The sequence below is a fragment of the Saccharothrix sp. 6-C genome, from assembly GCF_016695385.1.
GTDB lineage: Bacteria > Actinomycetota > Actinomycetes > Mycobacteriales > Pseudonocardiaceae > Actinosynnema > Actinosynnema texasense.
Genome location: NZ_CP064192.1, coordinates 3619663 through 3632971, shown reverse-complemented (window position 1 = coordinate 3632971; position 13309 = coordinate 3619663). Strand labels below are relative to the sequence as shown.

The 13309-nt window shown below is 71.8% G+C and carries 10 protein-coding genes; 3 read left to right on the top strand and 7 right to left on the bottom strand.

All coding sequences use genetic code 11. The features are described 5' to 3' along the window. Window positions 1–210: 210 nt before the first annotated feature. The gene (locus IOD16_RS15525) at window positions 211–3207 is read left to right on the top strand and encodes a family 16 glycoside hydrolase (RefSeq protein ID WP_201440625.1); all 2997 of its coding nucleotides are present in this window, start codon (window positions 211–213) and stop codon (window positions 3205–3207) included. Window positions 3208–3269: 62 nt separating this feature from the next. On the opposite strand, the gene IOD16_RS15520 is transcribed toward IOD16_RS15525, so the two are convergent. Next, the gene (locus IOD16_RS15520; RefSeq protein WP_201440624.1) at window positions 3270–4142 is read right to left on the bottom strand and encodes an SDR family NAD(P)-dependent oxidoreductase; all 873 of its coding nucleotides are present in this window, start codon (window positions 4140–4142) and stop codon (window positions 3270–3272) included. A 77-nt stretch (window positions 4143–4219) separates the two neighbouring features. Between IOD16_RS15520 and IOD16_RS15515 the strand changes: the two genes are divergently transcribed. Both IOD16_RS15515 and IOD16_RS15510 read left to right on the top strand, forming a co-directional pair. Continuing rightward, on the top strand, window positions 4220–4810 hold the full coding sequence (locus IOD16_RS15515) for a TetR/AcrR family transcriptional regulator (RefSeq protein WP_123741409.1): 591 nt from the start codon (window positions 4220–4222) through the stop codon (window positions 4808–4810). Between the two features lie 182 nt (window positions 4811–4992). After that, window positions 4993–7938, top strand: coding sequence for an ATP-binding protein (locus IOD16_RS15510; protein WP_201440623.1), 2946 nt, complete (start codon window positions 4993–4995; stop codon window positions 7936–7938). Window position 7939: 1 nt separating this feature from the next. Here the strand turns inward: IOD16_RS15510 and IOD16_RS15505 are convergent, their stop codons facing one another. The 6 genes from IOD16_RS15505 to IOD16_RS15480 form a co-directional block, all read right to left on the bottom strand. Beyond that, complete coding sequence (locus IOD16_RS15505; protein WP_123741407.1) at window positions 7940–8782, bottom strand: ABC transporter permease; 843 nt, start codon at window positions 8780–8782, stop codon at window positions 7940–7942. Then, entirely contained in the window at window positions 8779–9726 is a 948-nt protein-coding gene (locus IOD16_RS15500; protein WP_123741406.1) for an ATP-binding cassette domain-containing protein, read from the bottom strand. The genes IOD16_RS15505 and IOD16_RS15500 overlap by 4 nt, the downstream gene beginning before the upstream one ends. A 27-nt stretch (window positions 9727–9753) precedes the next feature. Next, window positions 9754–10302 carry an NADPH-dependent FMN reductase gene (locus IOD16_RS15495; protein ID WP_201440622.1) on the bottom strand — a complete coding sequence of 183 codons (549 nt, stop codon included), beginning with the start codon at window positions 10300–10302 and terminating at the stop codon, window positions 9754–9756. 157 nt (window positions 10303–10459) lie between these two features. Then, complete coding sequence (hisG, locus tag IOD16_RS15490; protein WP_123741404.1) at window positions 10460–11323, bottom strand: ATP phosphoribosyltransferase; 864 nt, start codon at window positions 11321–11323, stop codon at window positions 10460–10462. Between the two features lie 174 nt (window positions 11324–11497). Next, window positions 11498–12442 (bottom strand): acyltransferase family protein, encoded by a 945-nt coding sequence (locus IOD16_RS15485; protein WP_201440621.1) that lies wholly within the window; start codon window positions 12440–12442, stop codon window positions 11498–11500. Between the two features lie 139 nt (window positions 12443–12581). Then, complete coding sequence (locus tag IOD16_RS15480; RefSeq protein ID WP_201440620.1) at window positions 12582–13292, bottom strand: GNAT family N-acetyltransferase; 711 nt, start codon at window positions 13290–13292, stop codon at window positions 12582–12584. Window positions 13293–13309 lie beyond the last annotated feature (17 nt).

Sequence of the window (13309 nt, the reverse complement as noted above, 5' to 3'; positions counted from 1 at the left end):
TGTAATAACCAGACAAAAGTGTGGTCAGAATCAGCGAAAGTACTGGACTAGACCACTGCGGGCGACCTACGGTTCCTCACGTTCGCCCCTCCCCTCCGACCGAGCACAGCTCCGCCCTGTCCCACCCCGCCACCGCGTGCGGACCCTGCAACCGTGCGACGACGACGTCGGACAACGCGTGGTCGTCCTTGCCCTCCTGGAGCATGGATCATGAGATGGACAGCGCGACGGACGCGCAACCCCGCCCTCGGCCTGTTAGCGGCAGCGCTGCTGCTCGGCGGCTCGGGCCAGCCGGCCGCGGCCGATCCGCGGAGCGACGCGGTGCCACCCCAAGAGCCGGGCGTGACGTTGCGCGTCTTCGACGTCCAAGTGGCGCTCGACCGGCTCTGCACGCTCAAGCCCGCCCAGACGCCCAACGTCGACAAGCTCATGCCCACCGTCGACTGGACCTCGACCACCGACTTCGGGTTCGCCGACCGGTTCGCCGCCCAGGTCACCGGCAACATCAACGTCACGCAGGCGGGCAGCTACGCGTTCCGGCTGCTCAGCGACGACGGGTCGCGGCTGTCCGTGGACGGCGCCGTGGTCGTCGACCACGACGGGCTGCACGGGCCGGACCCCAAGGACGGCTCGATCACCCTGTCGACCGGCTACCACTCGCTGCTGATCGACCACTTCGAGCGCGACGGCGGGCAGCAGCTGACGCTGCAGTGGAAGCCGCCGGGCGCCACCGCATTCACGGTCGTGCCGAACTCGGCGCTCAGCACGGACAGCGGCGTCGTCCGGGTCACCGCGCCCGGCCGCAAGGACTGCGCGACGGGCGCCGACTCGCCCGGCGACGGGCTGCCGCTGAACTCCGTGCACCCGGACTACACGCTGACCAACCTGCGCCCCGCCGGTTTCCAGCCCCGGGTCAGCGCGATGGACTGGTTCCCCGACGGCCGCCTGGCCATCGCCACCTGGGACGGCAAGAGCACCGACACCGGGGAGATCTGGGTGCTCGGCAACGTCACCGGCGCGACCTCGCCCGACCGGGTCACCACCAAGCGGATCGCGACGAACCTGCGCGAGCCGATGGGCCTGAAGGTGCTCGACGGCAAGATCTACGTGTCGCAGAAGCACCAGCTCACCGAGCTGACCGACACCAACGGCGACGACGTGGTCGACCAGTCGCGCGCGGTGGCGACGTGGCCCTACGGCGGGAACTTCCACGAGTTCGCGTTCGGCCTGCTCTACAAGGACGGCGCCTTCTACCTGAGCCTGTCCGTCGCGATCAACGAGGGCGGCGCGACCACCAACCCGCAGCCCGCGGCCAACCGGGGCACGACGGTGAAGGTCGACCGCGCCACGGGGCAGGTCAGCTACCTCGCGGGCGGCCTGCGCACGCCCAACGGGATCGGCTGGGGCCCCGAGGGCGGCATCTTCGTCAACGACAACCAGGGCGGCTACCTGCCCGCGTCGAAGATGGTGCACATCAAGCAGGACCGGTTCTTCAACCACTACACCAACCCGGCCGGCCCGTTCGACGCGCAGCCGGTCACCGCGCCCGTGCTGTGGCTGCCGCAGAACGAGATCGCCAACTCCCCCAGCACACCCGTGCAGCTCACCCAGGGCACCTTCGCCGGGCAGATGGTCTTCGGCGACGTCACCTACGGCGGTCTCCAACGCGCGTTCCTGGAGAAGGTCAACGGCGAGTACCAGGGCGCGGTGTTCCGGATGACGCAGGGCCTGGAAGCGGGCGTCAACCGGATCACCCTCGGCCCGGACGGCGCGGTCTACATCGGCGGCATCGGGGACGGCGGCAACTGGGGCCAGGACGGCAAGCTGCTGTACGGCCTGCAGAAGCTCGCGCCCAACGGCGGCCGGACGTTCGACGTGCTGGCGATGCGGGCCGTCGCGGGCGGGTTCGAGGTCGAGTACACCCAGCCGCTGTCGGCGGAGACCGCGGCGGGGCTGGCCGGGCGGTACCGGGCCACGCAGTGGCGGTACGCGGCGGCGTCGACCTACGGCGGGCCCAAGGTCGACCAGGAAAGCCTGCCGGTCACCTCGGCCACCCTGTCGGCGGACGGCCGGAAGGTCACCGTGAAGCTCAACGGCCTGAAAGCCGGCCGGGTGGTGCACCTGCGCTCCCCGCGCCCGTTCTCGTCGAACACCGGTGTCCCGCTGTGGAACACCGAAGCCTGGTACACCCTCAACAACCTCGTCGGCAGCACGCCGTCGGCCACCCAGTCGTTCGAGGCCGAGAGCGCGGCCCTGTCCGGCGGCGCCGGGCTCGCCACCGACCACACCGGCTACTCCGGCTCGGGATTCGTCGCCGGGTACGGCACGCAGGGCGCCACCACCCGGTTCGCGGTGAACGCGGCGGCGAGCGGCTCGCACAACGTGGGCCTGCGCTACAGCAACGGGCCCAACCCGTCGTCCGGGACCAAGACCGTGAGCGTGTACGTCAACGGGACGAAGGTCAGGCAGGTGGCGTTGGCCGACACCGGCACCTGGGACACGTGGGCCACGCACACCGAGGCGTTGACGCTGCGGGCCGGCGCGAACACCATCGCGTACAAGGTGGACAGCGGGGACGTCGGGCACGTCAACCTCGACTACCTCACGGTCACCCCGGCGCAGCGCGTCGCGCTCTACAGCGGCGGCGGCACGGAGAACTGGCGCAACGGCGACGGCAGCGCCCCGTCGTGGCCGGTGGCGAACGGGTCGGTGGAGGCGCTCGGCGGTGACATCCGCAGCAGGCAGGTGTTCGGGGACTTCAAGATGCACCTGGAGTTCTGGCTGCCGAACCTGCCGTCGAACGTGACGGGACAGCAGCGGGCCAACAGCGGCGTGTACCTCCAGGACCGGTACGAGCTGCAGATCCTGGACAGCTTCGGGAAGCAGCCGCTGGCGGCGGACGACGCCGCGAGCATCTACCTGAAGAGAGCGGCTGCCGCCAACCCGGGAACCGCGCCGCAGACGTGGCAGACGTACGACGTCACGTTCCGGGCGGCCCGGTTCGACAGCGCGGGGGTCAAGATCGCGAACGCGCGGGTCACGGTGGTGTGGAACGGGGTCACGGTGCACCAGGACTTCGCGATCGACGGGTCGACGGGTGGCGGGGCCGCCGAAGGGCCCACCGCGGGGCCGTTGCGGTTGCAGGACCACGGCGACGCCGGTGAGAACGTCAGGTTCCGCAACATCTGGGTCGAGCCGCTCGGTTGAGCCGCTCGGTTGAGCACACCCGCGCCGGGTCGTTCGGTGGAGCGGCCCGGCGCGGGGAGGGGTCAGGCCAGGCCGCACAGGTCGTCGGCGGTGGCCCACAGTTCCTCTTCACGCCGCTCGTCGTAGGACTCCGACGAGGAAGCGACCACCACACCCTTGTTGATGTACGAGCCGCTCTCGCCGGGGCGGGGTCCTGCCATCGTCTCGGCCAGCAGGCGGCCGGCCGCGGCCGACGTGGTCGCGAACGGCATGGCGATCAGGACCTTGCCGACCGCCCGGAACGCGGCCCGGCCGAAGCGGCCGGCGTCGCGCGACAGCTCCGTGTCCGGCACCAGGCCCGGGTTGTAGGAGTAGACGTCCACGCCCTCGGGCAGCCGGCGCCGCAGGGCGTGGACGAGGTAGATCACGCCCAGCTTGCTGGTGGCGTACGCCCGCCTGCCCTCCTTCGCGGAGTCCTCGCCCGGCTTGACCAGCTCGCGCGGGTGGTCCCAGCGCGGCGGCGGGATCAGGCCCAGGGTGTTCAGGTCGGCGTCGTGCACGTCGCTGCCCACCACGACGATCCGCGCCGGGTTCGTGAAGCGCGGCATGAGCAGGTTCAGCAGCAGGTGGTAGGCCAGCACGTTCACGCCGAAGGTCATCTCGAAGCCGTCGGCGGTGAGCTTGCGGGTGGTCGCCATCTGCAGGCCCGCGTTGCCCAGGAACCCGTCCAGCGGTCCCTCCACCTCGGCGGCGGCGCGGCGGATGTCGGCGAACGACGCCAGGTCGCAGACCACCTCGGAGACGTTGCGGTTGCCGGTGACCGCGGCCAGTTCGGCGGCCAGGCCGGCCCTGCGGTTGAACACCAGCAGGCGCCGGTCCGGGTGGTGGCGGAGCAGGTGTTCGGCGGCCTCGCGGCCGAGCCCCCGGCTCGCGCCGGTCATCAAGGTCGTGCCCATGGTCGCTCCTGGTACGTAGTTCGAACTGGTACTCAGTACCGTACCGCACCTCGTACCGGTGCCGTTATGCTGAGCCCATGCCGGAACGGATGCCGCTGCGCGAGCGCAAGCAACAGCGCGCGCGGGAACAGATCGTGGCGGCGGCGTTCGAGCTGTTCGCCGAACGCGGCTTCGCCGCGGTGACGGTCACCGACATCGCCGAACGGGCCGAAGTGGGCCGCACGACGTTCTTCCGCTACTTCGGCGACAAGCAGGAAGTCGTCTTCTCCGACGAGCAGGCGATCGTCGAGGAGCTGACCGAACGGCACCGGGCGCTGCCCCCGGTCACCGACCTGACGGGCGCGGTGGCGCAGCTGCGCGCGGTCGCGACGGACCTGTGCCGGGAGCTGACGGCGGACGGCGAGCACTACCGCATGCACGAACGGCTGCTGCGCGAGAACCCCGAGCTGCGGGACCGCGCGGCGCGCAAGTTCGCCAGGTTGTCGGAGGTCTTCCGCGCCACCTTGCTGGAACGCGGCGCGTCGGCCGAGGTGGCGGTGCTCGCGCCGCAACTGGCACTGGCGTGCTTCACGGCGGGGAACGCGTTGGCGGACGGCGACCCGGAGGCGTTGACCGGGGCGGTGGACGGGACGTTCGCGCGGTTGAGCGAGCTGTCACCCGAGAACTGAAGGAGTCCTCGCCGGACGGGTAGTTCAGCAGGAGGACGGGGTTCGTGGTGACGCGCGGGGTCCCCCAGCGGAAAGGCGGGCGGTGGAGGGGCCGGGGGTTCGCACAGGTGAGCGAAAGAGAGTGGGCGGGATCGCCTGAATGCCGGACCCGGGTCGGGGGGATGGGTTAGGTTCCACCTGCCATGCGACTCATCGGACGTGATCATTCAGCTGGGGTGCTGCGCGCGGAGGTCGAGCGGGCGGCCGGTAGTCATGGCGGGTTGGTGCTGGTCGCCGGTGAGGCGGGGATCGGCAAGACGACGTTGGTGACCGGCGCGGCCGAGCAGGCGCGGCGGGTGGGGGCGTTGGTGCTCGGCGGGGCGTGTTGGGACTCCGACAGCGCGCCCGGGTACTGGCCGTGGGTGCAGGTGGTCCGGGCGCTGCGGCGGGCGGCGACGGTCCAGGAGTGGGAGTCGGTGGACCCGGGTCCGCTGGCGGTGCTGCTCGGCGAGGCGCCGGCGGAGCACACGCCGGAGAGCTTCCCCTTGTACGACGCGGTGACGACGGCGTTGGTGGCGGTGTCGCAGCACCGGCCCGTGGTGGTCGTGCTGGAGGACCTGCACTGGGCCGACCCGGCGTCGTTGAAGCTGCTGGAGTTCGCGGCGCAGCACACCTGGTTCGAGCGCGTGCTGCTGGTCGGCACATACCGCGACAACGAGGTGGAGGCCGGGGACCACCCGCTGCGGCCGTTGATGACGCCGTTGCTCAGCCGGGCCGCGACGGTGGCGTTGGCGGGGCTGTCGCCGGTCGAGGTCGGCGAGCTGATGGCGCGCACGGCCGGTCGAGAGCCGGAGCCGGGGTTGGTGGCCGAGGTGCACCTGCGGACCGGCGGGAACCCGTTCTTCGTCGAGCAGACCGCGCGGTTGTGGCACGGGGGTGCGCCGGTGACGGCGATCGCGCCCGGTGTGCGGGACGCGTTGCGGCGGCGGTTGTCGTTGCTGCCCGCGCAGGTCGGCGAGTTGTTGACGACGGCCGCCGTGCTGGGGCACGAGTTCCACCGCAAGGTGCTGGCCGCCACGGCGTCGCTGCCGGTGCCGGCGGTGGACCGGTTGCTCGACCAGGCCGCGCAGGCGCGGCTGGTGCTGGGGCTGGGTGGTGGTCGGTTCTCGTTCGCGCACGACCTGGTGCGTGAGACGCTGTACGGCTCGCTGTCCGATGTGGACGCGCGGCACGCGGCCGTGGTGCGGGCGTTGGACGGCGACCTGGCCGACCAGGTGGCGCCGGTGGAGCTGGCCCGGCACGCGCACCTGGCCGGTGACCGGTTGACCGCCGACCGGGCGGTGGACCTGATCGTCGCGGCGGCCCGGGACGCGAGTCGCCGGATGGCGGTCGAGGAGGCCGCCGGGCACTACCGGCGGGCGCTGGAGCGGGCCGAGGGCGTCAGGCGGCGCATCGCGGTGGCGTTGGAGCTCGGCAACGAGCTGTACCACTGCGCCGAGCCCGCCGAGGCCCGTCGGGTCTTCCACGGGGCGGCGGGGTGGGCGCGGGAGCTGGCCGACCCGACGCCGTTCGCCTTCGTCGCGTTGGCGGTGTACCGGTTCGCCGAGGAAGAGGGCCGGGCGGCGGCCTTGGTGCGGGAGGCGTACGCCCGGTTGGTCGGGCCGCCGCCGGACGCGCCGCCGGAGGTGCTGGCCCGGGAGATCAGCTTGCACGCCACCGAGATGGCCCGGGGTGGTGACGATGACGACGCGTTGGCCTCGGGTCTCTGGGCGGTGCACGACACCACGCTGGGGATCGGCAACGCGGAGCAGCGGCTGGCGTTGATCGACGAGCTGCTGACCGTGTCGCGGCGCAGCGGCGACCACACCGTCGAGCACTTCGCCACCTCGTTCCGGTGGGTGGCGCTGGTGGAGCTCGGCGACCCGCGCTACGTCGACCAGGTGCACGCGTTCGTCGCCCTGTCGGAGCGGCTGGGCATGAGCCGGTTCAACTTCTCGGCCGCGATCGACCAGTCGATCATCGCCGTGATGCAGGGCCGGTTCGCGGAGGCGGAGGCGTTGCTGGCCAAGGCGATCGAGCTGGGTGCGAGCAGGCACATCGGGTTCCGGATGATGTACCTGCACCTGCGGTGGGCGTTGTTGTTGCCGCAGGGCAGGTTCGCCGAGCTGGACGAGTTGGCGCCCGAGATCCTCGCGAGCAACTACTCGGTCCCGGGTCTGCCGGCCGGCATCGCCGCCCTCGAACGTGGTGACGTGGCGACCGCCCGCGTCCACGTCGAGCAGGACGATCGGTCGCAGCCGTACTTCGAGCCGTTGTGGCTGCGGTTCCGGGCCCAGTTCGCCCACGCGGCCGGTGACCGGGAGCTGGCCGCGAGGGTGCGCGAGGAGTTGGCGCCGCACCGGGGCAAGTGGCTGGTGTCGTTGTACGGGTGCGACGTCAGCGGGCCGGTGGACCTGTGGCTCGGTCTGGTGGACCTGGTGCTGGGCCGGTGCGACGAGGCGGTGGCGGAGTTGACGGCGGCGCGGCTGTCGGCGGAGCGGATGCGTGCCCGGCCCTGGGCGGCACGGGCTCGTCAGCACCTGGAGGAGGCGTTGCGGGCGCGGGGCACGCCGGTGCGGGGTGAGCGGACCACGTGCGAGTTCCGGCGTGACGGTGAGGTGTGGGCCTTGTCGTACGACGGCGTCACCGTGCGGGTGCCGGACTCGAAAGGGCTGCGTGACCTGCACGTGCTGCTCGGCAGCCCGGGTGAGCCGGTGGCCGCGGCGGCGTTGCTCGCGCCCGAGGCGGTGGCGTCGGCGCGGTTGGGCGGCGACCCGGTGCTGGACGACGAGGCGAAGTCCCGCTACCGACGTCGGCTGGCGCAGCTGGACGACGAGATCGACCGCGCGTCCGACGACGACCGCGCCGCCGCCCTGGACCGCGAACGCGCCGCCCTGCTCGACGAGCTGCGTGCCGCCGCCGGTCTGGCCGGCCGCACCCGCAGGCTCGGCGACGAGGCCGAACGGGCCCGCAAGACCGTCACCGCCCGCATCCGCGACACCCTGCGCAAACTGGACGAACGCCACCCCGGTCTCGCGGCCCACCTGAGGGAGACCGTCTCGACCGGGGCGACGTGCGTCTACTCCGGACAGGAGAGCTTTCGCCTGTAGGTCACTTGCGGTTGTACAGGCGCATGGTCCAGGCGCCGAAGACGACGGTGAAGACGACGCCGTAGCCGAGGGTCCACATCATCGCGTCGCCGTCGAAGCCGCCCGCCATCAGCGCGCGCACGGCCTCGACCAGCTTGCTGATCGGGTTGACGTTGACGAACGCCTGCAACCAGCCCGGCATCGTGGCCGGGTCGACGTAGACGTTGGACAGGAACGTGAGCGGGAACAGGAACAGCATGCTCACGCCCATCACGGACTTCTCGCTGCGCATCAGCAGGCCGAACATCGTCCACACCCAGGAGAACGCGAACGAGAACGCCACCAGCACCGCCACGCCCAGCACGACGCCGACGAACCCGCCGCCGGGCCGGAAACCCAGGACCAGGCCGACCACCATGATCACGGTGGACGCCAGCACGTACCGCAGCAGGTCGCCCAGGATGTAGCCGACCATCGGCGCGGGCCGCCAGATCGGCAGCGTGCGGAACCGGTCGAAGACGCCCTTCTCGATGTCGGTGTTCACCGCGACGCCCGTGTACATGGTGATCATCACGACGCTGGTCACCGTGATGCCGGGCAGCAGGTACTGGATGTACTCCCCCGGCGACCCGGCCAGCGCGCCGCCGAACAGGTAGGTGAACATGAGGATCATCATGATCGGGAACGCGGTGACGTCGAACAGCTGCTCGGGCACGTGCTTGATCTTGAGCACGGCACGCCAGCCGAACGTGAGCGACGCCGAGAGCGCGCTCGGCCGGTTCGGCCGCGTGGTCTCCAGCAGCACCGCCGCCAGGTCCTCCGCCTTGGGCGCGGGCAGCAGCTCGGCTTCCTTGGTGACGGTCACGCCGCCGCCTCCTTCTTGTCGGTGAGGGCCAGGAAGACCTCGTCCAGGCTGGGCTGGCCGAGGGAGAACGTGTCGACGGTGATGCCCTCGCGGGCGAGCCGGGCCAGCGCCTCGGCGGCCTGCTCGGTGGCCCGGCCGGCCAGCCGCGCGGTCAGCGCGACCGGGTCGTGCTCCAGCTGCACCTCGGCCTCCAGCGCCTCGGCCAGCACCTGCCGCGCCCGGGGGCGTTGGTCGGCGTCACGCAGCCGCAGGTGCACCGCGCCGACCCCGACGGACGCCTTCAGCTCGCCCTTGGTGCCCTCGGCGATCACCTTGCCGTGGTCGATCACGGCGATGCGGGACGCGAGCTGGTCGGCCTCGTCCAGGTACTGCGTGGTCAGCAGCACGGTGGTGCCGTGCGCGACGACCGCGCGGACGATGTCCCACACCTGGTTGCGGCTGCGCGGGTCCAGGCCGGTGGTCGGCTCGTCCAGGAACAGCAGCTTCGGCGTGTTGAGGATGCTCGCCGCGATGTCCAGCCGGCGGCGCATGCCGCCCGAGTAGTGCTTGACCTGCTTGGCCGCCGCCTCGGTCAGGCCGAACGCCTCCAGCAGCTGCCCCGCCCGGGCACGGGCGTGCGGGCGGGTGTGGCCGAGCAGCCTGCCCAGCAGGACCAGGTTCTCGGTGCCGGTCAGGTCCTCGTCGACCGAGGCGTACTGCCCGGTGAGGCTGACCAGTCGGCGCACGGCGTTCGGGTCGGCGCGCACGTCGTGGCCGAACACCCGCGCCTCCCCCGCGTCCGGGCGCAGCAAGGTGGCCAGCACGCGGACCGTCGTGGTCTTGCCCGCGCCGTTCGGGCCGAGCAGGCCGTACACCGTCCCGGCGGGCACGGTCAGGTCTACGCCGTCCACCGCTCGGGTGTCGCCGAAGACCTTGACCAGGCCCGACGTTTCGATGGCGTTCATGGAGTTCCCCTTCTTGGTGAGACACAGCTAGGAGACGTAAGGGCGTCGGGCACGGGCATCCTTGAGGGCCGACGCCCACCACGAGAGCTGGTCGAACATCGCCTCCGCGGCACGGCGGCGGTGCTCGGTGTCGAGCGGTTCGTCCGCGAGCAGGTTCACGCCGACACCCGTTCGCACTGTCATGACGTGCAACTCGGTGAAAACTGTTCGGAGCTGCTCGACGGCGTGGAAGCCCTCGGAGCGGTAGCCGTAGGAGACGAACCCGGCGGGCTTGGCGTGCCACTCGTCGTAGGCGTAGTCGATCGCCTGCTTGAGGGAGGCCGGGAAGCTGCGGTTGTACTCCGCGGTGACGACGACGAACCCGTCCGCGTCGGCCACCTGCCCGGTGAACCGGCGGACCTCGGGCGTCGGCCGGCCCGGGTAGCACGGCGGGAAGTCGTAGTCGGCCAGGTCGAGCACGACCGGCTCGACGTCGTGGCGCCGTGCCGCGACCCGGGCGACCCACCGGCCGATGCCGTCGCCGACGCGCCCTTCACGGGTGCTGCCGATGATCACGGCGATGCGCAGCGGCTCCATCCGCCACCTCCTCTCACAGAGGAGGCGCGAGACGGCCCGCTAGACCGGATCTAGCACCCGCGTGTCCTACCTTCAGAACGCGCGTGTCCTACGTTCGGAACGCGAGAACTCCACGTTCCCGAGGGCGGGAACGTGGAGTTCGAGGTGTGCGCTCGGGCTAGATGCGGCAGGTGTCGAGGGAGCTGACCAGGATCGCGCGGGCGCCCACGCGCCACAGCTCGTCCATGATGAACGGCGCGTCGTCGCGCGGCACGAGCGAGCGGACGGCCACCCAGCCCTCGCGGGCCAGCGGGGAGACGGTGGGCGACTCGATGCCGGGAACCAGCTTGAAGGCCTCCTCCTGCGCCTCCGCCGGGCAGTCGAAGTCGAGGATCACGTAACGGCGGGCGATCAGCACGCCCTGGAGCCTGCGGTGCAGGATCTCGACGGCGCGCACCGCGTCCGGGGCGTCGGCGACCGTGTCGCCCTGGATCAGCACCGCCTCGGACTTGAGGATCGGCGAGCCGAACGTCTCCAGGCCGGAGGTCTTCAGCGTGATGCCGGTTTCGACCACGTCGGCGATCGCGTCGGCCACGCCGAGTTCCACGGCGGTCTCCACCGCGCCGTCGAGCCGCACGAGGTGCGCCTTCACGCCGAGGTCGGCCAGGTGGTGCTCGACCAGGTTCGGGTAGCTGGTGGCGATCCGCTTGCCCTCCAGGCCGGCGGCGTCGTGGATGCCGCCGGGCTTGGACGCGAAGTAGAACGACGCCCGGCCGAAGCCCAGCGGCAGGATTTCCTTCGCCGACACGGTGGAATCGAGCAGCAGATCACGACCGGTGATGCCGACGTCCAACGACCCCTCGCCCACGTACACCGCGATGTCGCGGGGACGCAGGAAAAAGAACTGCACATCATTTGCCGGGTCCGCCACGATCAGCTCACGGCCGGACCTGTTCACCCGGTAACCAGCTTCGGCCAGCATTTGCGCCGCGGGAGCACTCAACGAGCCCTTGTTGGGCAGGGCGAAGCGAAGAGGAGCCATGGCGCGAAGTCTCCCACACGCGGAGGCGCCTCCCGGTCTCGGGTATGCCCAGGTGTCCCACGGTGTGGAAACCACGCGGTGTGGCGCCGGCGTCACCCGTCCGTGGGTCCCACCAGGTGAACACCGGGGCCGGACCGGCCTATTTATCGCAGTGAATGACGGCAGTCAAACGCATTAGAGAAATCGGCCGACCCGGGTCCGGGCGGTCAATAGCCGGCCTGCCCCGAAAGACCCCGCGATGGCGACCGCGGCGAGCAGGAATGCTTTCGCCTCGGCCGGGAACGGCAACGGCCGGGCCGCCACCGCGAGCACGACGAGCACCGGGCCCTGGATGAAGAACGCGGCGAACGCGCCGCGCGAGAGCGCCACCGCCGGCGGGCCGTCCCGGGTGAGCCGCCGTTGCGCCAGGCCGAGCAGCCACACCGACCCGCCGACCACGAGCACGGCCTCCACGACGGCGAACAGCAGCGCCTGCCACCGCCAGCCGCCCGGGAACGGGCCCGCCTGCCCGGCGAGGGCGACCGCGACCACCGGCACGGACAACACGGCCAGCGCCGCGACCACCCGGCTGCCGCGCCACATCCGGTCCGGCACGCGCTCGGCCAGGCCGGACCGCGCGCCCACGATCCCCACCCCGAACATGGCGATCAGCTGGGACCACCACCAGACGTGCAGGTCGCCGACCTGGCCGCTGCGCGCCGGGAACCACAGCCGCACCACGAACGTGCCCGCCACGACGCCCGCGGTGACCGCGACGAGGTGGCCGCCGGTCAGCACGGCCGGTGTCGCGCGCGGGCGGCCGAACAGCGCGTAGGCGGCGGAGAACAGCAGCAGGATCTCGACGAACCACAGCGAGCCGGAGTCGAGCAGCGGGTCGCGGTGCGTGAACACCCACCACGGGGTGACGTCGTGCCCGGCGGCGCGGTAGGCCACCCACAGCGCCGGCGGCCACACCAGCAGCGCCGACAGGGCGAACGGGATGCCGAGGCGGACGAGTCGGTCGCGGACGAACCGGCGGGCGCCCTTGCGCGCCAGCGACTCCGGCGTGAACAGGCCGGACAGCAGGTAGAAGGTGCCCATCAGGAACAGCCCGGACGGGCCGAGGACCGCGGCGAGCACGGCCTCGACGTGCGGCGCGAAGGTGACTTCGTTGACCTCGTCGTATGGCCACCCGGGACCGCTGCCCCACCTCAGCGGTCATCCTCCCGAGGTAACGGCTCCGCGCGGGGAAAAGACCGGCCGAACCGGCGTCACCCGGTCAGGCCGGGTTGGACCACCAGGTGGCGTGCGTGACGGTGGAGAAGCCCAGCGACTCGTACAGCGGCAGGCCCTGCTCGGTGGCGCTGAGGGTCATCGGCAGCGCCGGGAACTCGCCGACCGCCGCGTTGAGCAACGCCCGGCCGACGCCGCGCGAGCGGTGCTCGGGCAGGGTCGCCACCCAGTACAGGCCGGCCACGTCGCCGGTCTCGACGGTCAGGCACGCACCGGCCACGACGCCGTCACGCCACGCCGTGCGCACCCGGAAGCCCTCGCGGTCCTTCAACGCCAGGGGCAGCGCGGCGCCGGTCGGGAAGCCCGGCAGCGGGAAGCCGTCGACCACGACCCGCTCGGCGACGGCCCACTCGGCGGCCGTGCGCACGGGCTCGACCCTCAGCGCGGGCCGGGGCGCGGGTGAGGGCGGGCGGATCATCACCGGCAGGTGGCGCGCGGTGAGCCCGAGCGCCGTGCCGTCGATCGCGCCGAACGAGTCCTCGACCACGACCCTCGCCTCGGCCCGCTTGACCAGCAGCGCCAGCTCCGCGACGTCGGCAGGGTCGGGGTCCGGCCGCACCACGAGCACCCGCAGCAGGGTCGGCCCGCTCATCGCGAGGAACCCGTCACGGCTGGTCAGGGCGTGCCCGCGGGTGTGGGCGAGGCCGGTCGTCAGGGCAGCGGCGTTGCGCACCGCGAGGCGCAGCGAGGCGGGCATGGGCCGAATCTAGTCGG

Coding starts and splice junctions, on each gene's coding strand:
- IOD16_RS15525 (WP_201440625.1), top strand. CDS start 211: ATGAGATGGACAGCGCGACGGACGCGCAACCCCGCCCTCGGCCTGTTA.
- IOD16_RS15520 (WP_201440624.1), bottom strand. CDS start 4,142: ATGGGCACGACCTTGATGACCGGCGCGAGCCGGGGGCTCGGCCGCGAG.
- IOD16_RS15515 (WP_123741409.1), top strand. CDS start 4,220: ATGCCGGAACGGATGCCGCTGCGCGAGCGCAAGCAACAGCGCGCGCGG.
- IOD16_RS15510 (WP_201440623.1), top strand. CDS start 4,993: ATGCGACTCATCGGACGTGATCATTCAGCTGGGGTGCTGCGCGCGGAG.
- IOD16_RS15500 (WP_123741406.1), bottom strand. CDS start 9,726: ATGAACGCCATCGAAACGTCGGGCCTGGTCAAGGTCTTCGGCGACACC.
- IOD16_RS15495 (WP_201440622.1), bottom strand. CDS start 10,302: ATGGAGCCGCTGCGCATCGCCGTGATCATCGGCAGCACCCGTGAAGGG.
- hisG (WP_123741404.1), bottom strand. CDS start 11,323: ATGGCTCCTCTTCGCTTCGCCCTGCCCAACAAGGGCTCGTTGAGTGCT.
- IOD16_RS15480 (WP_201440620.1), bottom strand. CDS start 13,292: ATGCCCGCCTCGCTGCGCCTCGCGGTGCGCAACGCCGCTGCCCTGACG.